The 22,254-nt window shown below is 61.9% G+C and carries 21 protein-coding genes, 2 tRNA genes and 1 pseudogene; 6 read left to right on the plus strand and 18 right to left on the minus strand.

The genetic code is table 11. From position 1 onward, the window contains the following. The 5 genes from AC07T0_RS31315 to rluD form a co-directional block, all read right to left on the minus strand. Positions 1-77 (minus strand) — tRNA-Pro (locus tag AC07T0_RS31315). A gap of 9 nt (positions 78-86) precedes the next feature. Beyond that, positions 87-162, minus strand: a tRNA-Asn gene (locus AC07T0_RS31320). A gap of 421 nt (positions 163-583) precedes the next feature. Further along, positions 584-3,148 (minus strand): ATP-dependent chaperone ClpB, encoded by a 2,565-nt coding sequence (gene clpB, locus AC07T0_RS31325; protein WP_495004806.1) that lies wholly within the window; start codon positions 3,146-3,148, stop codon positions 584-586. 130 nt (positions 3,149-3,278) lie between these two features. Further along, complete coding sequence (gene pgeF, locus AC07T0_RS31330; protein ID WP_495004807.1) at positions 3,279-4,004, minus strand: peptidoglycan editing factor PgeF; 726 nt, start codon at positions 4,002-4,004, stop codon at positions 3,279-3,281. After that, the gene (gene rluD / locus AC07T0_RS31335) at positions 4,001-4,963 is read right to left on the minus strand and encodes a 23S rRNA pseudouridine(1911/1915/1917) synthase RluD (protein WP_495004808.1); all 963 of its coding nucleotides are present in this window, start codon (positions 4,961-4,963) and stop codon (positions 4,001-4,003) included. The genes pgeF and rluD overlap by 4 nt, the downstream gene beginning before the upstream one ends. A 150-nt stretch (positions 4,964-5,113) precedes the next feature. Between rluD and AC07T0_RS31340 the strand changes: the two genes are divergently transcribed. The 4 genes from AC07T0_RS31340 (at position 5,114) to AC07T0_RS31355 (ending at position 9,532) form a co-directional block, all read left to right on the plus strand. Continuing rightward, the gene (locus AC07T0_RS31340) at positions 5,114-6,130 is read left to right on the plus strand and encodes an outer membrane protein assembly factor BamD (protein WP_495004809.1); all 1,017 of its coding nucleotides are present in this window, start codon (positions 5,114-5,116) and stop codon (positions 6,128-6,130) included. A gap of 243 nt (positions 6,131-6,373) precedes the next feature. Further along, the gene (locus tag AC07T0_RS31345) at positions 6,374-6,607 is read left to right on the plus strand and encodes a PP0621 family protein (RefSeq protein WP_495004810.1); all 234 of its coding nucleotides are present in this window, start codon (positions 6,374-6,376) and stop codon (positions 6,605-6,607) included. Further along, positions 6,597-8,186 (plus strand): sensor histidine kinase, encoded by a 1,590-nt coding sequence (locus tag AC07T0_RS31350; RefSeq protein WP_495004811.1) that lies wholly within the window; start codon positions 6,597-6,599, stop codon positions 8,184-8,186. The genes AC07T0_RS31345 and AC07T0_RS31350 overlap by 11 nt, the downstream gene beginning before the upstream one ends. A 2-nt stretch (positions 8,187-8,188) precedes the next feature. Continuing rightward, positions 8,189-9,532: a sigma-54-dependent transcriptional regulator gene (locus tag AC07T0_RS31355; RefSeq protein ID WP_495004812.1), complete on the plus strand. Its 1,344-nt coding sequence runs from the start codon at positions 8,189-8,191 to the stop codon at positions 9,530-9,532. 145 nt (positions 9,533-9,677) lie between these two features. On the opposite strand, the gene thiO is transcribed toward AC07T0_RS31355, so the two are convergent. The 7 genes and pseudogenes from thiO to AC07T0_RS31390 form a co-directional block, all read right to left on the minus strand. Continuing rightward, positions 9,678-10,778 (minus strand): glycine oxidase ThiO, encoded by a 1,101-nt coding sequence (gene thiO, locus AC07T0_RS31360; protein WP_495004813.1) that lies wholly within the window; start codon positions 10,776-10,778, stop codon positions 9,678-9,680. 55 nt (positions 10,779-10,833) lie between these two features. Next, entirely contained in the window at positions 10,834-11,232 is a 399-nt protein-coding gene (locus AC07T0_RS31365; protein ID WP_495004814.1) for a type IV pilin protein, read from the minus strand. Positions 11,233-11,244: 12 nt separating this feature from the next. After that, positions 11,245-11,514 (minus strand): hypothetical protein, encoded by a 270-nt coding sequence (locus AC07T0_RS31370; RefSeq protein ID WP_495004825.1) that lies wholly within the window; start codon positions 11,512-11,514, stop codon positions 11,245-11,247. Further along, the gene (locus AC07T0_RS31375) at positions 11,501-11,941 is read right to left on the minus strand and encodes a pilus assembly PilX family protein (protein WP_495004815.1); all 441 of its coding nucleotides are present in this window, start codon (positions 11,939-11,941) and stop codon (positions 11,501-11,503) included. Before AC07T0_RS31375 ends, AC07T0_RS31370 begins: the two co-directional genes overlap by 14 nt. Before the next feature lie 65 nt (positions 11,942-12,006). Beyond that, the gene (locus tag AC07T0_RS31380; RefSeq protein ID WP_495004816.1) at positions 12,007-12,717 is read right to left on the minus strand and encodes a PilW family protein; all 711 of its coding nucleotides are present in this window, start codon (positions 12,715-12,717) and stop codon (positions 12,007-12,009) included. After that, positions 12,714-13,181 (minus strand): type IV pilus modification protein PilV, encoded by a 468-nt coding sequence (pilV, locus tag AC07T0_RS31385; RefSeq protein ID WP_495004817.1) that lies wholly within the window; start codon positions 13,179-13,181, stop codon positions 12,714-12,716. Before pilV ends, AC07T0_RS31380 begins: the two co-directional genes overlap by 4 nt. Then, positions 13,181-13,270: pseudogene (locus AC07T0_RS31390) on the minus strand (GspH/FimT family pseudopilin); the annotation flags it as partial. The pseudogene AC07T0_RS31390 and the gene pilV, both read right to left, overlap by 1 nt. A 162-nt stretch (positions 13,271-13,432) precedes the next feature. Between AC07T0_RS31390 and AC07T0_RS31395 the strand changes: the two are divergent. Further along, positions 13,433-13,978, plus strand: a complete 546-nt coding sequence (locus AC07T0_RS31395) for a GspH/FimT family pseudopilin (protein ID WP_495004818.1) — start codon at positions 13,433-13,435, stop codon at positions 13,976-13,978. Here the strand turns inward: AC07T0_RS31395 and ispH are convergent. The 6 genes from ispH to murJ form a co-directional block, all read right to left on the minus strand. Then, a complete protein-coding gene (gene ispH, locus AC07T0_RS31400; protein WP_495004819.1) occupies positions 13,955-14,902 on the minus strand; it encodes a 4-hydroxy-3-methylbut-2-enyl diphosphate reductase in 948 nt (315 codons plus the stop codon). The two genes, AC07T0_RS31395 and ispH, sit on opposite strands and share 24 nt — an antisense overlap. 136 nt (positions 14,903-15,038) lie before the next feature. Next, the gene (gene fkpB, locus AC07T0_RS31405; RefSeq protein WP_495004824.1) at positions 15,039-15,476 is read right to left on the minus strand and encodes an FKBP-type peptidyl-prolyl cis-trans isomerase; all 438 of its coding nucleotides are present in this window, start codon (positions 15,474-15,476) and stop codon (positions 15,039-15,041) included. 7 nt (positions 15,477-15,483) lie between these two features. After that, a complete protein-coding gene (gene lspA / locus AC07T0_RS31410) occupies positions 15,484-15,999 on the minus strand; it encodes a signal peptidase II (RefSeq protein ID WP_495004820.1) in 516 nt (171 codons plus the stop codon). After that, a complete protein-coding gene (gene ileS / locus AC07T0_RS31415; RefSeq protein ID WP_495004821.1) occupies positions 15,992-18,823 on the minus strand; it encodes an isoleucine--tRNA ligase in 2,832 nt (943 codons plus the stop codon). The genes lspA and ileS overlap by 8 nt, the downstream gene beginning before the upstream one ends. Continuing rightward, positions 18,820-19,770 carry a bifunctional riboflavin kinase/FAD synthetase gene (gene ribF, locus AC07T0_RS31420; protein ID WP_495004822.1) on the minus strand — a complete coding sequence of 317 codons (951 nt, stop codon included), beginning with the start codon at positions 19,768-19,770 and terminating at the stop codon, positions 18,820-18,822. The genes ileS and ribF overlap by 4 nt, the downstream gene beginning before the upstream one ends. Positions 19,771-19,997: 227 nt before the next feature. After that, the gene (murJ, locus tag AC07T0_RS31425) at positions 19,998-21,536 is read right to left on the minus strand and encodes a murein biosynthesis integral membrane protein MurJ (protein WP_495004823.1); all 1,539 of its coding nucleotides are present in this window, start codon (positions 21,534-21,536) and stop codon (positions 19,998-20,000) included. 253 nt (positions 21,537-21,789) lie between these two features. On the opposite strand from murJ, the gene rpsT reads away from it, so the two are divergent. Beyond that, a complete protein-coding gene (rpsT, locus tag AC07T0_RS31430) occupies positions 21,790-22,068 on the plus strand; it encodes a 30S ribosomal protein S20 (protein ID WP_016967023.1) in 279 nt (92 codons plus the stop codon). The last annotated feature ends 186 nt before the right edge of the window (positions 22,069-22,254 follow it).

Raw genomic sequence — 22,254 nt, forward strand, 5'->3', positions numbered from 1 at the left:
TGGTCGGGGTAAGGGGATTCGAACTCCTGACATCCTGCTCCCAAAGCAGGCGCGCTACCGGACTGCGCTATACCCCGATTTGAAATTGGCTCCGTGACCAGGACTCGAACCTGGGACCCAATGATTAACAGTCATTTGCTCTACCGACTGAGCTATCACGGAACTACATATTTCAAGTTACAACCTTTACCGCAGACTTCCATCGCTGAAAGCTTCCTCAACCAGGCTTTTGCATCGCTGCGTTCGCTTGTCTGAGGCGCGCTATTCTACAACTCTGAAAACCTCTGTCAACCCCCTAAATTGCTTTCAAGACAATGATTTGCAATCTTTTTTCCGAATTTCCCTTGTAAGAGAAGTCCGAGGGGTGACGTGCTGCGGGGCGCACTTTACAAGCCTTTGCCACTGAGTTCAACGCCCTAGCGAAAAAAAGTCTTCCGAAATCGCAATGCACCCTTGTAGGAGCCAGCTTGCTGGCGATGGGCGTCAACGATAACGCGGAGAATCTGGATCACCGCGCTGCTCTTGCGTTCATCGCCAGCAAGCTGGCTCCTACACGGGGGGGGGTCGTGTAGGCCCTGGGGACTCAGGCAAACACGATCTCGTCGTTGGCCACCGAGGCCGTCACGCTCGTTCCCGGCAGGAACTGCCCCGACAGGATCAGTTGCGCCAACGGGTTCTCGATCCAGCGCTGGATCGCGCGCTTGAGTGGCCGCGCGCCATAGACCGGGTCGTAACCCACCGAGATCAGCTTGTCCAAGGCCTCGTCGCTCAGCTCCAGCTTCAGCTCGCGCTCCGCCAGGCGACTGCGCAGGCGACCCAACTGGATCTCGGTAATGCCCGCGATCTGATCCCGCGCCAAGGGCTCGAAAATCACCACTTCGTCGATCCGGTTGATGAACTCCGGCCGGAAATGCGTGCTCACCGCATCCATCACCGCCGCCCGTTGCGCTTCGCGATCCCCCACCAGCTCCTGGATCTGCACCGAGCCCAGGTTGGAAGTCATCACGATCACGGTGTTGCGGAAATCCACGGTACGCCCGTGACTGTCCGTCAGGCGACCGTCTTCCAGCACTTGCAGCAGGATGTTGAACACATCCGGGTGGGCCTTCTCGACCTCGTCCAGCAGGATCACCGAGTAAGGCTTACGTCGCACGGCCTCGGTCAGATAACCGCCCTCCTCATAGCCTACATAGCCTGGTGGCGCCCCGATCAGACGCGCCACGGAGTGTTTCTCCATGAACTCCGACATATCGATGCGCACCATGGCCTCCTCGGTATCGAAGAGGAACTCGGCCAGCGCCTTGCACAACTCGGTCTTGCCGACGCCGGTCGGGCCGAGGAACATGAAGGAACCGCTCGGCCGATTCGGATCGGACAAGCCGGCCCGGGAGCGCCGCACGGCGTTGGCCACCGCCACCACCGCCTCGTTCTGGCCAATCACGCGCTGGTGCAGCAGGCTCTCCATCTTCAGCAGCTTGTCGCGCTCACCTTCGAGCATCTTGGACACTGGAATACCGGTCCACTTCGACACGACTTCGGCGATTTCTTCCTCGGTCACCTTGCTGCGCAGCAGTTGGTTCTCGCTCTTACCGTGTTGGTCGACCATCTGCAGGCTGCGCTCCAGGTCCGGAATCACGCCATATTGCAGCTCGGCCATACGGTTGAGATCGCCTTTACGGCGCGCCGCCTCCAACTCCTGGCGCGACTGCTCGATTTTCTGCTGGATCTGCGCCGAGCCCTGCACTTCGGCTTTTTCCGAAGTCCAGATCTCTTCCAGGTCGGCGTACTCGCGCTCCAGACGGAGAATTTCTTCCTGGAGTTTTTCCAGGCGTTTTTTCGCCGCTTCGTCGTCTTCTTTCTTCAAGGCCTGGGATTCAACCTTGAGTTGGATCAGACGGCGCTCCAGACGGTCCAGCACTTCCGGCTTGGAGTCGATCTCCATGCGGATACGGCTGGCGGCCTCGTCGATCAGGTCGATGGCCTTGTCCGGCAACTGGCGGTCGGTGATATAGCGATGACTGAGCTTGGCCGCCGCGATGATCGCGCCGTCGGTGATCGCCACCTTGTGGTGCACTTCATAACGCTCTTTCAGACCACGGAGGATGGCAATGGTGTCCTCCTCGCTCGGCTCATCCACCAGCACTTTCTGGAAGCGCCGCTCGAGGGCCGCATCCTTCTCTATATATTGGCGATATTCATTGAGCGTGGTCGCCCCGACGCAATGCAGCTCGCCACGGGCCAAGGCCGGTTTGAGCATGTTGCCCGCATCCATCGAGCCTTCGCCCTTGCCGGCGCCGACCATGGTGTGCAGCTCGTCGATAAACAGAATGATCTGCCCTTCCTGCTTCGACAGCTCGTTGAGCAGCGACTTCAGGCGCTCTTCGAACTCGCCGCGATACTTGGCCCCGGCAATCAACGCGCCCATGTCCAGGGACAGCAGGCGCTTGCCCTTCAGGCCATCCGGCACCTCGCCATTGATGATGCGCTGGGCCAGGCCTTCGGCAATCGCGGTCTTGCCCACGCCAGGCTCACCGATCAGCACCGGGTTGTTCTTGGTCCGCCGTTGCAGGACCTGGATGGTGCGGCGGATCTCGTCATCACGGCCGATCACCGGGTCGAGCTTGCCCTCTTCGGCGCGCTTGGTCAGGTCGACGGTGTACTTGTCCAGGGCCTGGCGCGCGCCCTCGGCGTTGGGGTCATTGACCGCCTCGCCGCCGCGCAGGTTGTTGATGGCGTTCTCCAGGGCCTTCTTGCTCACGCCCTGGCCGAGCAGCAACTTGCCCAGCTTGCTGTTCTCGTCCATGGCGGCGAGCAGCACCAGTTCGCTGGAGATGAATTGATCGCCCTTCTGCTGGGCCAGGCGATCGGCCTGGTTGAGCAGGCGCGCCAGATCCTGGGACATGTTCACGTCGCCAGTGGGATTCTGGATTTTCGGCAAGCGATCGAGCTCTTTGCTCAATTCCTTGCGCAGGCTGTTGATGTCGAAACCGACCTGCAACAGCAGGGGCTTGATCGAGCCACCCTGCTGCTCCAGCAGCGCCTGCATCAAGTGCGCCGGCTCAATGGCCGGATGATCGAGGCCGACCGCCAGGGATTGGGCGTCTGACAACGCCAACTGCAATTTGCTGGTTAAACGATCTATACGCATGAGTCACCTTCCTTTGGAGCAGGCCGGAGCAAAGGACGCACCTGAATAAAGAAACCTGCCAGATGCCCAAGTAGATGCGGCCTATTCTGCGAGTTTCAAGCGTCATAAGCTTGACGAAGATCAGAAGAGTCTAGTCTTCCAGCCAGATCAGGGAGGCGAAGCGACCGGTACGCGGACTGCGCCGGTAGGAGAAAAAGCGCGGGTCGCTGACCGTACACAGCCCGCCGCCATGGACGGCGGTGATTCCACGGGCGGCCAGACGCAGGCGCGCCAGGGCATAAATGTCGGCCATGAAGCGTCCGGCATTGACGCTGGGGACGAAGGCTTTGATTGTTTCGGGATGCGTGGAGAGAAAGGCCTCGCGCACTTCCGCCCCGACTTCGAACGCCCCGGGACCAATGGCCGGGCCGAGCCAGACGAGGATTTGCGAGGCCGGCACGCCCATCTGATCGACGGTGGCTTCCAGCACGCCCGCGGCCAATCCGCGCCAACCGGCATGGGCCGCCGCCACACGGCTGCCGGCACGGTCGCAAAACAGCACCGGCAGGCAATCGGCGGTCATCGACGTGCAGGCGATGCCCGGCGTGCTGGTCCAACTGCCGTCGGCTTCGGCGGTCAGCGTCGGATCGGCCTCGACTACCCCGACACCATGCACCTGACGTAACCAAGCGGGCTGAATAGCAAAGGTATCGGTGAGGCGTCGGCGATTTTCCGTGACGGCGCGCGGATCGTCGTCGACATGATCGCCGAGGTTGAGGCTGTCGAACGGCGCCAGGCTGACGCCGCCCGCCCGCGTGGTCACGCAGGCCCTGACCCGGGCCGGCGCGGGCCAGTCGGGAATCAGGAAGTCACTCACCCGATGAACGCCTCCCGGTCCTGCTTGAGCAACGTCAGCAACCAGACGAAATCGTCCGGCAGTGGCGATTCCCAGCTCATGCGCTTACCGCTGGTCGGATGATCCAACTCGAGGAAACGCGCGTGCAGGGCCTGACGCGGGAAGTTTTTCAGCGATTCGACCATGGTCACGCTGGCCGCCGGCGGAATGCGGAAGCGACCGCCGTAGGCCGGATCGCCGACCAACGGGAAGTTGATGTGGGCCATGTGCACGCGAATCTGGTGGGTGCGACCGGTTTCCAGCTTGACCCGTACATGGGTGTGGGAACGGAAGCGCTCCAGCACGCGATAATGACTCACCGCCTGCTTGCCGCCTTCCATTACCGCCATGCGCTGGCGCTGCTGGCCGTGACGACCGATGGGCGCATTGATCTTGCCGCCGGCGGTGACCACGCCAATCACGATGCATTCGTAGATCCGGCTGACGCTGCGGCTCTGCAATTGCGTAACCAGTTGCGTCTGGGCCTGGATGGTCTTGGCGACCACCATCAGACCGGTGGTGTCCTTGTCCAGGCGATGCACGATGCCCGCGCGCGGTACATTGATAATGTCCGGCACGTGGTGCAGCAAGGCGTTGAGCAAGGTGCCATCGGCATGACCGGCAGCCGGATGCACCACCAGGCCCGCGGGCTTGTTGATCACCAGGATATCGTCGTCTTCATAGACGATATCGAGTTCGATGTCTTGGGCGATCCACTCACCCTGAGCTTCCTGCTCGGCAGTCAGTTCAAGAACAGCACCACCATGGACAATGTCTCGCGGGCGGATAACCGCCCCATCCACAGTCAGGCGGCCGTCCTTGATCCAGGCGGAAAGGCGCGAGCGTGAGTGCTCAGCGAAGAGTTGGGCGGCGACTTGATCGAGGCGTTGACCGCCCAGTTCGGACGGCACCTCTGCGCGAAGTTCAATTTTATCGGACATGCTCGGACTAGGCGTCGGCACAGCCTTTGGTTTCGGCTGCGCGCTTGTGGTTAAATACGGCGTCTTTTGCCCCGAGGCTATCAACGGGGCACTCATCATAACAGGACGGCCCCGCCCAAGACAGCGGCCGTCATAGGGACGCAAGCCGCCATGCAAGTGAGACACCTGCTGCTGATCGCCATCCTCGCACTGACTGCTGCTTGCTCGTCGAAGGAAGTCGTCGACGAAAACTTGAGCGAAGTCGAGCTGTACCAGCAGGCGCAGGCCGACCTGGACAACCACAGCTATACCAGCGCCACCGCCAAGCTCAAGGCTCTGGAGTCGCGTTATCCGTTCGGTCGCTATGCCGACCAGGCCCAGCTCGAACTGATCTACGCCAACTACAAGAATGGCGAGCCGGAGGCTGCCAAGTCGGCCGCCGAGCGTTTCATTCGCCTGCACCCGCAGCATCCGAACGTCGACTACGCCTACTACCTCAAGGGCCTGACCTCGTTCGACCGCGACGTCGGCCTGCTGGCGCGCTTTCTGCCGCTGGACATGACCAAGCGTGACCCGGGCGCGGCCCGCGACTCCTACAACGAGTTCGCCCAGCTCACCAGCCGCTACCCGAACAGCCGCTACGCGCCGGACGCCAAGCAGCGCATGATCTACCTGCGCAACCTGCTGGCGGCCTACGAGATCCACGTTGCCGACTACTACCTGACCCGCCAGGCCTATGTCGCCGCGGCCAACCGTGGTCGCTATGTAGTGGAAAACTTCCAGGAAACCCCTTCGGTCGCTGACGGCCTGGCGGTGATGGTCGAGTCGTACCAGCGCCTGCACCTGGACGAACTGGCGGCTTCGAGCCTCGAAGTGCTGAAAGCCAACTACCCGACCCACCCATCGCTGGTGGACGGTCAGTTCGTGCCACGAGTAGCCGAGGCCGACAACCGTTCGTGGATAAGCAAGGCCACCCTCGGCCTGATCGAATCGCGTCCACCGCTGCCGCCGGGCGAAACCCGCGCCAACCAGGACGTGGTCAGGCAGTTCCAGGACGCCAAGGATGCGATTCCGTCGGACCTGAAGCCGCTTGAAGGCGATGCGGTCCAGGAAGAACAGCACCAGGCCGAAGGCAGCAACAGCAACCGCTCCTGGTTCAGCTACATGACCTTCGGCGTGTTCGACTGAGTCCACGCCCCTAATGTAGGAGCTGGCTTGCCAGCGATAGCGATGCAACATTCACCACCGCTATCGCTGGCAAGCCAGCGCCTACAGGTTTGTAGTGTTTACAGAGGCATATTCCATCGTGCCCAAGAAAAGAGCCTTTCGAGGCTCTTTTTTTTGCCTTCGCAACGCCCCCCACCAAATGCGCTGTGCGCCCGGCATGTCCTTGGCTAAACTGCCGGATCATTTGCCAATAAGCGGGTTGCCATGGTTCGCCTACTGTTCTGGATTGCACTGATTGCGGCCGCCGTATGGTTCTGGCGCAAATTCAATCGGCCCTCCACCCCCACCCGCCCGGCAGACACACTGGATGCCGCGCCCATGGTCCGCTGTGCCCATTGCGGCGTGCACCTGCCCCGTGATCGCGCCCTGAACGTGCAACAGACCTGGTATTGCAGCCAGGCCCACCTCGAGCAAGGCCCGAGCCCTCGTGAGCGCTGAGACCTTCAGTCTCGGCGGTGCCCAGGCCCAGCGCCTGCTACGGCTTTATCACCTCTACCGCCTGAGCATCGGCATCGCCCTGGTGTTGCTGATCTCCAGCAAGATGGACGACAAGCTGCTGGAGCTGGCCGACGGCGAATTGTTTCGCACCGGCAGTTGGATCTACCTGATCCTGAATATCCTGGTAGTGGCGCTGCTGGAAAACCCCAAGCGCCAGGGCCAAGTCTTCATCCTGGCGTTGGCGGATGCGGTGATGCTGTCCGGCCTGTTCTATGCCGCCGGCGGAGCACCGAGCGGCCTCGGCAACCTGCTGATCGCCTCGGTGGCCATCAGCAACGTGCTGCTGCGCGGTCGAATCGGCTTTCTGATCGCCGCCGTCTCGGCCATCGGCATCATCTACCTGACCTTCTACCTGAGCTTCAGCCGACCGGCCGCCGCCAACTATTACGTGCAGGCCGGCTTGCTCGGCATCTTGTGCTTCGCTGCCGCGGTACTGGTGCAGGGCCTGACCCGGCTGCTGGCGGTAAGCGAAAACCTCGCCGAACAACGCGCCAGTGACGTCACCAACCTGGAAGAGCTCAACGCCCTGATCCTGCAACGCATGCGCACCGGTATCCTGGTACTCGACGAGCAGCACCGGGTGCAACTGGCCAATCAAGGCGCACTGACGCTGATAGGCGAGCAGGACCTGAGTGGGCAGCTGATCGACGCTTACTCCCTGGAACTGGTCGAGCGCCTGCAGGTGTGGCAAAGCAACCCGACTCTGCGCCCGCGCAGCCTGAAGATCCTCGGCGCCGGACCGATCCTGCAACCCAGTTTCATCGCCCTGAAACGCGGCGAGCAAACCCAGACACTGGTGTTCCTCGAAGACCTGTCGCAGATCGCCCAGCAGGCCCAGCAGCTCAAGCTGGCCGCCCTCGGCCGCCTGACCGCCGGCATTGCCCATGAAATCCGCAACCCGCTGGGTGCCATCAGCCATGCGGCGCAGTTGCTGCAGGAGTCGGAGCAGATGCCGGAGGCGGACCGGCGCCTCACGCAAATCATCCAGGACCAATCCAAACGCATGAACCTGGTGATCGAGAACGTGCTCCAGCTGTCCCGGCGGCGTCAGACGCAAACACAGCTGCTCGACCTCAATGAATGGCTGCGGGCCTTTGTCAACGAATGGCGCGAGCGCGCCCGGCCCAGACAGTGCCTGCACCTGCAGATCGACGACGCGCCCCTGCAGACCCGTGCCGATCCGCTGCAACTGGCCCAGGTGCTGAACAACCTGCTGGAAAACGGCCTGCGCTACAGTGCCCAGTTGCATGAACTGGCGCAGGTCTGGCTGACCTTGTCAGTGGACCCGAAAAATGGCCTGCCGACCCTGGAAGTCCTGGATAACGGCCCCGGTGTCGCCGCCGAGCAACGCCAGCATCTGTTCGAACCTTTCTTCACCACCGAGAGCCAAGGCACCGGCCTGGGCCTCTACTTGTCCCGCGAGCTATGCGAAAGCAACCAGGCCCGCCTAGACTACTCGGTACGCCAAGGCGGCAGTTGCTTTCGCATCACCTTCGCTCACGCACGCAAACAGAGTTGAACATGAGCCCACGGCAAAGAATCCTGATCGTCGATGATGAACCGGATATCCGCGAACTCCTGGAAATAACCCTGGGCCGGATGAAACTCGACACCAGCAGTGCCCGCAATGTGGCGCAAGCCCGGGAAAAGCTGGCCCAGGAAAATTTCGACCTGTGCCTGACCGACATGCGCCTGCCAGACGGTACCGGTCTAGAGCTGGTGCAGCATATCCAGCAACGTTATCCCCAGCTGCCGGTGGCGATGATCACCGCCTATGGCAGCCTCGACACCGCGATCAACGCCCTGAAATCCGGCGCCTTCGACTTCCTGACCAAACCGGTGGACCTGGCGCGCCTGCGCGAACTGGTGAGCAGCGCGCTGCGTTTGCCGACCAGTGGTGGCAAGCAGCCGTCCATCGACAGCCGGTTGCTGGGGGACTCACTGCCCATGCGCGCCCTGCGCAAGCAGATCGACAAGCTGGCCCGCAGCCAGGCACCGGTGTATATCAGCGGCGAATCGGGCAGCGGCAAGGAACTGGTGGCGCGGCTGATCCACGAGCAGGGGCCGCGTGCGGAACGACCGTTCGTGCCGGTGAACTGCGGGGCGATTCCGGCCGAACTGATGGAAAGCGAGTTTTTCGGCCATCGCAAAGGCAGTTTTACCGGCGCGGTGGAGGACAAGCCTGGACTGTTCCAGGCCGCCAATGGCGGCACATTGTTTCTCGATGAAGTCGCCGACTTGCCGCTGGCGATGCAGGTCAAGCTGCTGCGCGCTATCCAGGAAAAGGCCGTGCGCAGCGTCGGCGGCCAGCAGGAGGAAATCGTCGATGTGCGGATCCTCTGCGCCACCCACAAGGATCTGAACGCCGAGGTCAGTGCCGAGCGTTTTCGCCAGGACCTCTACTATCGCCTGAATGTCATCGAGTTGCGGGTGCCGTCCTTACGCGAGCGCCGCGACGATATCGAACCCTTGGCCACCAATGTTCTCAATCGACTGGCGTCGGGCAGCGGCATGCCAGCGGCCCGGCTTCATCCGCTGGCGCTGGATACGCTCAAGGGCTACCGCTTCCCCGGCAATGTCCGGGAATTGGAGAACATGCTCGAACGGGCCTACACCCTGTGTGAAAACGAACAGATCGAAGCCGGCGACCTGCGCCTGGCTGAAGGCGGCGGGAGCTGCGCGCAAATTGGCGAACCGAGCCTGGCGCAGATCGACAATCTGGAGGACTACCTGGAGAGCATCGAGCGCAAGCTGATTCTCCAGGCACTGGAGGAAACCCGCTGGAACCGCACGGCGGCGGCCCAGCGCTTGAACCTGTCGTTTCGTTCGATGCGTTATCGGCTCAAGAAGCTCGGGCTGGATTGAGCGCCCATCGGCTGACACGGTCCATTGTAGGCGCCGGCTTGCTGGCGATGAGGCCCGTAAGCCTTGCATCGCCTGATCGGCCGCCATCGCCGGCAAGCCGGGCTCCTACAGGGGTTGCAGTGTTTTCAAGATCACCGGAGCCGCCTCAGATTCGCCCCTCGGGTGCATAAGGCGCCGGATCGATAATCGGCGCACGCCCCAGCAACAGATCGGCAAACAGCTGGCAGGACGCCGGCGCCAGCACCAGCCCATTGCGATAATGCCCGCAGTTCAACCACAGGCCCTCGAACCCGGGTACCCGACCGATATAGGGAATGCCCTCCGGCGAGCCCGGCCGCAATCCCGCCCAATGCCCGACCACCTCGGCCTCCGCCAGCGCCGGAATCAACTCGACCGCCGACGCCTTGAGGCTTTCCAGCGCCGACAACGTCGGTGTCTTGTCGAAGCCTTCGTGCTCCAGCGTGCTGCCCACCAGGATATGCCCATCGCGCCGAGGAATCGCATAACGCCCCTTCGCCAGGATCATGCTCGAAAGAAAATCCGCCGCGCACTTGTAGAGAATCATCTGTCCCTTGACCGGCTCCACCGGTAGCGCCAGTCCCAGGCGGCCCAATAGCTCGCCGCTCCAGGCCCCGGCCGCGAGCACCACCTGATCGGCACGCAGTTCGCCCGTGGCGGTGCGCACGCCGACCACCCGCTCACCCTCATGGAGAAACCCGGCGACCTCGCACTGCTCGCGAAGCGTCACATTGGGTAAGGCCTGCAGGGCTGCCCTGAGGGATTTCACCAGGCGCGGATTGCGCACATTGGCGACATCGGCCATGTAGATGGCCCGGGAATAGCCGTCGCCCATCACCGGCACCGCGTCATGCACCGCCGAGATATCCACCGCGCTCAGGGGACGCTGTTCACGTTCGGCCCAGGCCAGGGCCTCGGCCTCGTCATCCAGGTCGAGCCAGTACAGGCCGGTGGTGTGGACCTCGGGATCGACACCCGTGGCGGCGAACAGGCGCTCGCCCAGTTGCGGGTAAAAATCCTGGGACCAATGGGCCAGGGCCGTGACCGCCGGGCTGTAGCGCCAGGGGTACAGCGGAGAAACGATACCGCCGCCGGCCCAGGAAGACTCCTGGCCCAGACCGGAACGGTCGAGCAATGTCACTTGCCCGACCTCGGCGGCCAGATTGAAGGCCGTCAGCAGGCCAATCACGCCGCCGCCAATGATTACCACATGTTGTTTCGTTGCCATCGCGTCATCCAACAGAAAAAGAAACCGGCGCGGGTTGCGCCTTGGAAAGCAGCAGTCAGCGGCCCCAGCAATCCTTGCTCGTCAAACCCGCGGTAGCCCCGGGGTTGGTACGCTGGCCGGTGTTGGTGATGGTGAAACCACCGCACTTGTCACCGACCATCATCGACCCGGGCGCCGCCGTCGCCGCCAGGGTGAAATCCTGGGCATTCAAGGTCGGGGTAATCGCGTAATAGCTATTGCCGGCACTGACCGTCGCCGCCGAGTAGGTAGCGTTCTTCGAGTAGAACCGCTCCAGGTTCTGGGTCTGCTCGGACAACAACCCGGCGATCTCCGAGCGGTGTGTGCTCTTCACATACTCGATGTAACTGGGGTAAGCCACCGCCGCCAGGATAGCGACAATGGCCACGACGATCATGAGTTCGATCAAGGTAAAGCCTTTGGAGACTTTTTGCATACACCGCCTTCCCTATTGGATTTGTCGCCACATGATCCGCCGACCGCCAGCAACACCGCCCTGTTCCGCCATGGCGGTGATGCCGCCGCTGGAATCGCTGAAGATCTTGCCGGTAAACGCATCCCACTCAACCACCTTGCCTGTACCGAAGCTGGAGCAAGGAGCGGTGGTATCGACAGCGGCGGTGCTGCCCGGCACCGCCAGATACAACCCCAGCAAAGCACCGATAATCCGCCAGGACCCACCGGAGAAACGACTTCTGCGGCCCTTAATACTTGGCATAGACACTCTCCACGATTGACCGCGCATTGCCGTTGATCGCCACGGCGGTTACCCGGTACAGGGTGGCCGAGGTATTGCTCGGCACGTTGACCGCCAACACCGTGGTACCGAGGTTCTGCACCGCATAAAAACCGTTGCCAGCGGCAATCCAGGTCACACCCGAGGCCCCGCCCGACCCAGCCGCCACCACCGTGGCGGACTCCGCCGGCGGCGCACAGGTGATGAGGGTGGCACACACCGCCAGGACATAGCTGCTTTGCTGCACCGCGCTTTCACCGATACGCAGCGCCGCCTCGGCAGTCTGGAACGAGGTGTTGCGGAAGGTCACGCTCCCGGCCATTTTTTCCTGCAGCGTCGCATTCTGCATCGAGGAAATACCGATCAGGGTCAACAGCAGCAGGAATATCAGGCTGATCAGCAATGCCATGCCGCGCTGTGGAGCGGACCTCAAGCCTGAGTGTTTTCGCGGCGAGTACATCATACGAAGTCCACCTAGCGGAGCCGGTTACGCAGTGCCGTAACCACGCTGTACTGCTGATCGGCGACCTGGCCGTTCGGATCGTACAGGGTCATTTTCAGGCGCACGCTGCGGATGGTTGCCGGGTCCGCGGGGTTGTTGCTGTAGGCACTGACCGCGATATCGGTCGCGGATGTCGCAACGCCGAAGGAAACGCTGAAGCTCCTGACATTGCTCACCAACCCGGCCGCCTGGCCGGCCCCGGTGGCGACGCTAATCTGGTTGTTGCCGAAGACATAGATCTGCTTGCGCAAGGAAAAGGCTATGTGCCCGGGGGCCGGCGAGGCCGAGCCCTGGACGGCCTTCGCCGTCTTGCGGCAATCGGAGACGATGGTCCAGGTTGGCGCCCCGCCACTGCTGCCAATATCGGCGGTCACCAGCGTCAGGGTATTGCTGGCGCTATGCCAAGTGATCGGCGTGGCGGCAATGGTCGCGAAATCCGCCGCCGTCGAGGTATCGATGGCGCTGGTGGCCAGGCAGCCGAACATGCCGACCATACGAATCTCCTGGACCATCTTGCTGAGGATGAAACGCGCATCCTCCTGCATGCCGGCGGCCTTGTTCTGGCTGATATAGGTAGTTTTGGCCGCGACAAATATCTGCGTAATGCCCAAGACGACGATCAGTCCCAGGGTGATGGCGATCATCAACTCGATCAGGCCGAAGCCTCTGCTGCGACGACTCATGGCCCGGCTACCGGATCGATTGCAACGCGGCTATTGAGCGTGAAACGGCTACTCGCCGTGTCGCTGGCCATATTGGCGGCCCGCTGATCATTCCAGCTGATGACGATAGTGACCGCCCTGCCGTTCACGGAAATGCTCCCATCCCCGGGAGCCCCGGCAAAATGACTGATGTTGGTCTTGAAGTCATGGAAATCGACATCCCGGACCACTGTCGAACCCGCCGCTGCGGTGTTAGCTGTAGCGCTGACCAGGGTGTAGTCCGCATCCGGATTGGAGCGGATACGGTCCATCATGTCGTAGGCAATGAAACTGGCCTGGCTTCTCATCTTCGAGCTGTCCGTGTAGATCAGCGCGTTGAGCTGAATAGCCGCCGCCCCCAACAGGCCGACGGCGAGGATCAACACCGAAATCAGCACCTCCACCAGGGTCATCCCTGATTGCCTCACGCTCCTCGTCCGTCGCATCAACAACTCCCTCCCAATGAACCCCGACCATTGAGGCACACATTGATCACGCGACTTTGTGCGCCCAGCGTACAGGTGACAACCACAGCCCCCAGATCGGTGCTCCGGGCTGCGCTGGCCGTGGTCGGCCTGGCTCATCGACTATAACTAGCGGTACAAGCCAAAACATTCTTCATCAGGACGTACGGTTGTTTTCCAAGGACCAGCGCTCGGATCGCGCTGAAACACCCAGTCTCCAGGAGGGAGCCCAGATGGATCAGAAAGGATTCAGTCTTGTTCAGTTACTGATTGGCCTGGCCGTCATCGGCATTCTTGCCCAACTCGCCAGTCCGACATTCAGTGAACTGATCGCCTCACAGCGTCGCCAGGTGAGCGCCAATGAGATGGCAAATGGCTTGCAACTGGCGAGAACCGAGGCGATTCTGCGCCAGCAGGCCGTTGTCATGCATGCCCTGGAAGAAGATTGGAGTCGAGGCTGGCGAATCATCGTCGACCGCAGCGGACAAGGTCACCTGGACCCGGACAACCCGGTGCTGGTCGAACGACGGAATGCCGGACTGACACCGATCAAAGGCAACCGGTTGCTTCAGCAGTTTGTTCGCTTCACGGCTAGCGGATGGGTCAATCCGCAGAACGGCGCCTCGATGGGCGGGACGCTGCATATCTGTGCCAGTGATCGCCCGGTCAGCCACCATCAAGTGATACTGGCGGGGACCGGGCGGATCAGGCTCGAAAAGAGAGAAATGGCAGAGTCGCTCTGCGCCTCCCCAGGCTTACAGCAAGGAGCGAACGCGTAGTTCCTTGGGCATGGAGAAGGTCACGTTCTCTTCACGCCCGGCCAGCTCATCGGCGCCGGTCGCGCCCCAGGCCTGGAGCTGCTGGATCACGCCACGCACCAGCACTTCCGGCGCCGAAGCCCCGGCGGTGATGCCAATCCGCTCGACACCGTCGAACCAGCTGCGCTGCAGATCTTCGGCACCGTCGATCAGGTAGGCCGGCGTCGACATGCGCTCGGCCAGCTCACGCAGGCGGTTGGAGTTGGAGCTGTTCGGGCTGCCCACCACCAACACCACATCGCACTCGTCCGCCAGTTGCTTGACCGCGTCCTGGCGGTTTTGCGTGGCGTAGCAGATATCGTCCTTGCGCGGCCCGCCAATGGCCGGGAAACGCGCCCGCAGGGCATCGATAACCCGGCTGGTGTCGTCCATGGACAAGGTGGTCTGGGTGACGAACGCCAGTTTTTCCGGGTTGCGCACCTGCAGGTCGGAAACATCTTTCTCGTCTTCCACCAGGTAGATCGAACCGCCGTTGGCGTCGTCGTACTGGCCCATGGTGCCTTCGACTTCCGGATGGCCGGCATGGCCGATCAGGATGCATTCACGACCGTCGCGGCTGTAACGCGCCACTTCGATATGCACCTTGGTCACCAACGGACAGGTTGCGTCGAACACCTTCAGGCCACGGCCCGAGGCCTCCGTGCGCACGGCCTGGGAAACGCCGTGGGCACTGAAGATCACGATCACGTCATCCGGGACCTGGTCCAACTCTTCGACGAAGATGGCGCCACGGGCGCGCAGGTCTTCGACGACAAATTTGTTGTGGACCACTTCATGGCGCACGTAGATCGGCGGGCCGAAGACTTCCAGGGCCCGGTTGACGATTTCGATCGCCCGGTCCACGCCGGCGCAGAAGCCACGGGGGTTGGCGAGTTTGATGTGCATGCTGTGCCTCGTGTCTTGATCGTTGGACCGCTGGGGCGGTCTATCGCGAGCAAGCTCGCTCCTACAGGGGTTGGTGTCGTACTCGACATCTGTGCACGCCACAAACCTTGTAGGAGCGAGCTTGCTCGCGATGTTCTTAAAGCGCCTTGACCTCGATGATCTCGACATCGAAAGTCAGGGTCTTGCCCGCCAGCGGGTGGTTGAAGTCGACAGTCACCTGGGCGTCGTCGAAAGCCTTCACCACACCAGGCAGCTCGGTATTGGCCGCGTCATTGAAGATCACCAGCAAACCTTCCGACAGCTCCATGTCCTGGAACTGCGAGCGCGGGATGACCTGCACGTTCTGCGGGTTCGGCTGGCCAAAGGCATTTTCCGGAGCCACGCTCAGGTTACGCTTGTCGCCAGCCTTGAAGCCGAACAACGCCACCTCGAAACCCGGCAGCAGGTTGCCGTCGCCGACCTTGAAGGTCGCCGGGGCCTTGTCGAAGGTGCTGTCGACGGTGTCGCCGTTTTCCAGGCGCAAGGCGAAGTGCAAGGTGACCTGGGTGTTCTGACCGATGCGTTGCTCAGCCACTGCGTGTTCAGCCATGAGCGGGTTCTCCGGACTTTTTACTTTTGAACATATCCAGCGCCAGCATCACCGCACCGACGCTGATGGCGCTGTCGGCAAAGTTGAACGCCGGGAAGTACCAACGGTTCTGCCAATGCACCAGGACGAAGTCGATCACATGGCCCAGGGCGATGCGGTCATACAGGTTGCCCAGGGCACCGCCGAGCACCAGGGCCAGGGCGATCGCCAGCCAGGTTTCGTTGCGCCCCAGGCGCTTGAGCCAGACCACCAGCACCGCGCTGACCACCAGCGCGATCAGCGCAAACAGCCAGCGCTGCCAGCCGGAGCTTTCAGCCAGGAAGCTGAACGCCGCACCGGTGTTGTAGGCCAGGGTCCAGCTGAAGTAATCGGGGATGATCACGATCTGCTGGTACAGCGACAGCGAGCTTGCGAAGTGGAGCTTGCTGGCCTGGTCGATGACCAGGACCAGCACGCTCAACCACAACCAGCCCAGGCGGCCGAAACGGCCGACACTGGCATTAGGCATAGTGGCGTACCTCGCCGGCGCCGCTGATATTGTCCACGCAACGACCGCAGATTTCCGGATGCTCCGGGTGGACCCCGACATCCTCTCGGTGATGCCAGCAACGGCCGCACTTGGCATGGGACGACTTGACCACCTTGAGCTTGAGCCCGGCGACTTCGGTGACCACCGCATCCGCCGGGGCCAATGCGAATGGCGCAACGGTCGCGGTGGAGGTGATCAGGACGAAACGCAGTTCGTTGCTCAGCTTGCCCAGGTCGGCCACCAGGGCCTCTTCGGCGAACAAGGTCACTTCGGCCTGCAGGTTGCCGCCGATGGCCTTGGCCGCCCGCAGGTTTTCCATCTCCTTGTTGACCGCGACCTTGACCGCCATGATCCGCTCCCAGTAGGCGCGATCCAGCTCGAAGCCTTCCGGCAGCTCGCTGAGGCCTTCATACCAGGTGTTGAGCATGACCGATTCGTTGCGCTCGCCCGGCAGGTACTGCCACAGCTCGTCGGCGGTAAAGGCCAGAACCGGGGCGATCCAGCGCACCAGCGCTTCGCTGATATGGAACAGCGCGGTCTGGCAGGAACGCCGGGCCTTGCTGTTGGCGCCGGTGGTGTACTGGCGATCCTTGATGATATCGAGGTAGAAACCGCCCAGCTCCTGCACACAGAAGTTGTGCACCTTGGAGTAGACGTTCCAGAAGCGGTATTCGCCGTAATGCAGTTCCAGCTCGCGTTGCAGCAGCAGCGCGCGGTCCACGGCCCAACGGTCCAGGGCGAGCATCTCGTCGGCCGGCAACAGGTCGCTGGCCGGGTTGAAGCCACTCAGGTTGGAGAGCAGGAAGCGTGCGGTGTTGCGGATACGCCGGTAGGCGTCGGCGCTGCGTTGCAGGATCTGGTCGGACACCGCCATTTCGCCCGAGTAGTCGGTCGAGGCCACCCACAGGCGCATGATATCGGCGCCCAGGGTGTCGTTGACTTTCTGCGGCGCGATCACGTTGCCCAAGGACTTGGACATCTTGCGACCGGCCTCGTCGACGGTGAAGCCGTGGGTCAGCAGCTCGCGGTACGGCGCGTGGTTGTCGATGGCGCAACCGGTCAGCAAGGACGAGTGGAACCAGCCGCGATGCTGGTCCGAACCTTCCAGGTAGAGGTCGGCGCGTGGACCGCTCTCATGGCCCATCGGATGCGAACCGCGCAGCACGTGCCAGTGGGTGGTGCCGGAGTCGAACCAGACGTCAAGGGTGTCGCTGATCTTGTCGTACAGCGGCGCTTCGTCGCCCAGCAGTTCGGCGGCATCCATCTTGAACCAGGCTTCGATGCCTTCGACTTCGACGCGCAGGGCCACTTGTTCCATCAGCTCGGCGGTACGCGGGTGCAGCTCGCCGCTTTCCTTGTTGAGGAAAAACGGAATCGGCACGCCCCAGTTGCGCTGACGGGAGATGCACCAGTCCGGACGGTTGGCGATCATCGAGTGCAGGCGCGCCTGGCCCCAGGTCGGGACGAACTGGGTCTCTTCGATGGCCTTGAGCGCCCGCTCACGGAGGGTATCGCCGGCCACCGGGGCCTTGTCCATGCCGATAAACCACTGCGCGGTGGCGCGATAGATCAGCGGGGTCTTGTGGCGCCAGCAGTGCATGTAGCTGTGGCTGATGGTTTCGGTATGCAGCAAGGAACCGACTTCGGCCAGCTTGTCAACGATGCCTGCGTTGGCCTTGAAGATGAACTGGCCGCCGAAGAACTCCAGGGACTCGGCATATACGCCGTTGCTCTGCACCGGGTTGAGGATGTCATCGTTGACCATGCCGTACTGCTTGCAGATCTTGAAGTCATCCTCACCGTAGGCCGGCGAGCAGTGCACGATGCCGGTACCGGCGCCCAATTCGACGTAGTCGGCCAGGTACACCGGCGACAGGCGCTCATAGAACGGGTGACGGAAGTTGATCAGCTCCAGGGCTTCGCCCTTGGCCATGGCCAGTACCGAGCCTTCCAGCTTGTAGCGCGCCAGGCACGACTCCACCAGTTCTTCGGCCAGCACCAGCAGGCGATCACCGACATCCACCAGGGCGTAGTTGAATTCCGGGTGGACGTTCAGCGCCTGGTTGGCCGGGATGGTCCACGGGGTGGTGGTCCAGATCACGATCGCCGCCGGCTTGCTCAGCGACGGCAGGCCGAACGCGGCGGCCAGCTTGTCCTGGTCGGCAATCGGGAAGGCCACGTCGATGGTCGAGGACTTCTTGTCCTGGTATTCGACTTCGGCCTCGGCCAGGGCCGAAGCGCAATCGAAGCACCAGTTCACTGGCTTGAGGCCCTTGAACACGAAACCGCCCTTGACGATTTCGGCGAGGGCGCGGATCTCACCGGCCTCGTTCTTGAAATCCATGGTCTTGTAGGGGTTGGCGAAGTCGCCGAGCACGCCCAGGCGGATGAATTCGGACTTCTGTCCTTCGATCTGCTCGGTGGCGTAGGCACGGCACAGTTCGCGGGTCTTGTCCGCGCCCAGGTTCTTGCCATAGGTCACTTCGACCTTGTGCTCGATCGGCAGGCCATGACAGTCCCAACCCGGCACATAAGGGGCATCGAAGCCGGCCAGGGTCTTGGAACGGATGATCATGTCCTTGAGAATCTTGTTCAGCGCATGACCGATGTGAATCGTGCCGTTGGCATACGGAGGACCGTCGTGAAGAACGAACTTCGGACGATCCTTGCCAATCTCGCGCAACTTCCCGTACAGGCCAATGCTGTCCCAGCGCTGCAGGATCTGCGGTTCGCGCTGTGGCAGGCCGGCCTTCATTGGGAAGGCGGTGTCCGGAAGGTTAAGCGTGGCTTTGTAGTCGGTCATTTCAGGCTCTTTTTAAGCGGTGAACCCTGCCAGTGGGCACGGGCGGCGGCGACGTCCGCATTGATCGCCGTCTTGAGCGCCTCCAAGGAGGCGAATCGCTGCTCATCGCGCAGCTTGTGGTGGAAAACCACGGTCAAACGCCGGTCGTACAGATCACCGGTAAAATCCAGCAGGTGCACTTCCAGGTGAGCGCTGCCATCACCTGAAACCGTGGGCCGCACGCCGATATTGGCGACGCCCGGCCACGGCTGGCCATCGAGCTCGACGCTGACCAGGTAAACCCCGGTCAACGGCACGCGACGGCGCTTGAGCTGCACGTTGGCCGTCGGCGTGCCCAATTGGCGCGCCAGCTTCTGGCCATGCAGCACCCGTCCGGCAATGCGGAACGGGCGGCCGAGCAACCGCTCGGCCAGGGGAAAATCCGCCGCCGCCAGGGCATTACGCACCTGGGTGCTGCTGACCCGCAGGCCATCGAGCTCGACGGTCTGCGCCGCCTCGACGGTAAAACCACGGGCGCTGCCGGCCTGCTGCAGGAACGCGAAATCGCCGACGCGATCACAGCCGAAGCGGAAATCGTCGCCGACCTCCAGATGCTGTACGCCGAGACCGTCCACCAGGATGGTATCGACGAACTCGGCGGCGCTGAGTTTGCTCAGGCGCTGGTTGAAGGCCAGGCACAGGACCCGGTCGACGCCCTCGGCGGCCAGCAGTTTCAGCTTGTCGCGCAGCCGTGCCAGACGCGCCGGCGCGGTGTCCGGGGCAAAAAACTCGCGCGGCTGCGGTTCGAAAATCACCACGCAGCTGGGTAGGCCCAACTCCAGCGCACGCTCGCGCAGTCGGGCCAGGATAGCCTGGTGACCACGGTGAACACCGTCAAAGTTGCCAATGGTGGCGACGCAGCCCCGATGCCGGGGGCGCAGGTTGTGAAGGCCTCGAACCAGCTGCATAACGCGCTTCTTGCTCATAAAGTGGTCGATTATAACCACACCCGGCGGCTGACGACAGGCAACAGCACTACCCAAATCGATCGAACCGACAAAACTCTCCTGCGCCGCCTCCGTTTGCAGGAGCGAGCTGGCTCGCGATGGACGTCAACGATAACGCGGGGAGCCTGATTCCCCGAGGCGCCTGGGCCACCATCGCGAGCCAGCTCGCCCCTACAGGGGGCCACGCGCTACATCAGCGATTTGCGATTGAAATGCCGCAGGCGCATCCCCAACGCCAGCAACACGCCGAAATAGGCCAGCACACCCGCCACCACCAAGGCCCCCAGGCGCAGGAAACGCTCGAACATATGCCCCTGGTCCCAGGCCGGCATGAAGTGCATCAACCCCAGCAACACCGCCGACATCACCGCCACCGCCAGCACCAGCTTCGCCAGATACGACCACCAGCCCGGCTGCGGCACAAACAGCTGCTGCTTGCGCAATTGCCAGAACAGCAACCCGGCGTTGATGCAGGCCCCGGCGCTGATGGCCAGCGCCAACCCGGCATGGGCCAACGGCCCGATAAACACCAGGTTGAGCAACTGGGTGACGGTCAGGGTGAAAATCGCGATCTTCACCGGCGTGCGGATGTTCTGCTGCGCGTAGAAGCCCGGCGCCAACACCTTGATCATGATGATGCCCAGCAGCCCCACCGAGTAGGCGACCAGCGCACGCTGGGTCATGGACGCATCGAAGGCACTGAACTGGCCGTACTGGAACAGCGAAACCGTCAGCGGCTTGGAGAGAATCGCCAGCGCCAGGGAGCACGGCAGCACCAGCACGAAGCACAGGCGCAGGCCCCAGTCGAGAATCCGCGAATACTCGTGGCGATCCTTGCTGGCATAGGTCTTGGACAGGATCGGCAGCAGAATCGTGCCCAGGGCCACGCCGAGCACGCCGGACGGCAACTCCATCAGCCGGTCGGCGTAGTACATCCAGGACACCGAGCCCGCCACCAGGAAGGAGGCGAAGATGGTGTTGATGATCAGGGAAATCTGGCTGACCGAGACCCCGAGAATCGCCGGTAGCATCTGCTTCATCACTCGCCAGACACCGCTGTCACGCAGATTCAGCCGTGGCAGCACCAGCATGCCGATCTTTTTCAGGCTCGGCAGTTGGTAGAGCAACTGCGCCAGGCCACCGGCCAATACCGCCCAGCCCAGGGCCATTACCGGCGGATCGAAGTACGGCGTCAGGAACAGGGCAAAAATAATCATGCTCACGTTCAGTAGGGTCGGCACGAAGGCCGGCACCGAAAAACGGTTCCAGGTATTGAGGATCGCTCCCGCCAAAGAGGACAGTGAGATCAACAATATATAAGGAAAAGTCACCCGCAGCAGGTCGGAGGTCAGCTTGAATTTCTCCGGCGTGTTGGTGAAGCCCGGGGCCGTGGCCCAGATCACCCAGGGCGCGGCGACCATGCCAAGCACCGTTACCAACGCCAGCACCAGGCTCAGCAAACCGCTGACATAAGCAATAAACGTACGGGTCGCCTCCTCGCCCTGCTGGCTCTTGTATTCCGCCAGGATCGGCACGAAGGCCTGGGAAAAAGCCCCCTCGGCAAATATCCGGCGCAGCAGATTGGGCAGTTTGAAGGCAATAAAGAAGGCATCGGTGGCCATTCCGGCCCCGAAGATACGCGCGATAATCGTATCGCGAACGAAGCCCAGAACCCGGGAAATCATCGTGATAGAGCTGACAGCAGCCAACGACTTGAGCAGATTCATTAAAAGAGAGTGCGCCTTTGGAGAAAGAGCAGGCGAACAAAGCGCCCAGTTGTGCGATACTCCGCGCCGCAACAGCACAGAGCCAAAGCTCGCGAGTTTACAGGTCAGGCGCCGGAAATAAATCACCCGTCACTTCAAGATCGACCACTCAGCGGAACGCATCACCTGCCCTTGACAAGTCTCTAACTCATCGGCATGATTCGCGGCCTATTTTGTTTGCTATTTCCTAAAAAGTCTTTCGAGGAGCTCGACGGTGGCCAACACACCTTCCGCCAAAAAACGTGCAAAACAGGCTGAGAAGCGTCGCAGCCACAACGCCAGCCTGCGTTCCATGGTTCGTACCTACATCAAGAATGTGGTTAAAGCCATCGACGCAAAAGACGCTGCCAAAGCTCAAGCCGCTTATGTTCTGGCTGTTCCTGTTATCGACCGTATGGCCGATAAAGGCATCATCCACAAGAACAAGGCCGCTCGTCACAAGGGTCGTCTGAACGGCCACATCAAGGCCCTGAACCTTGCTGCTGCAGCCTAAGCGACACGCGTGTTAAAAAACCGACCCTAGGGTCGGTTTTTTATTGCCTGCAAGAAAGCATACAGATGACACCGGCAGCCCCGAGATCGATGCAAGACTCAGAAGCCTTATCGCCAGCAAGCTGGCTCCTATGTATGGACTCGCCCACCCTGTCAACACGCTTTGAACACTGCTACCCGGTTGCAT

The organism is Pseudomonas sp. GW821-FHT04D07 (assembly GCF_059420225.1).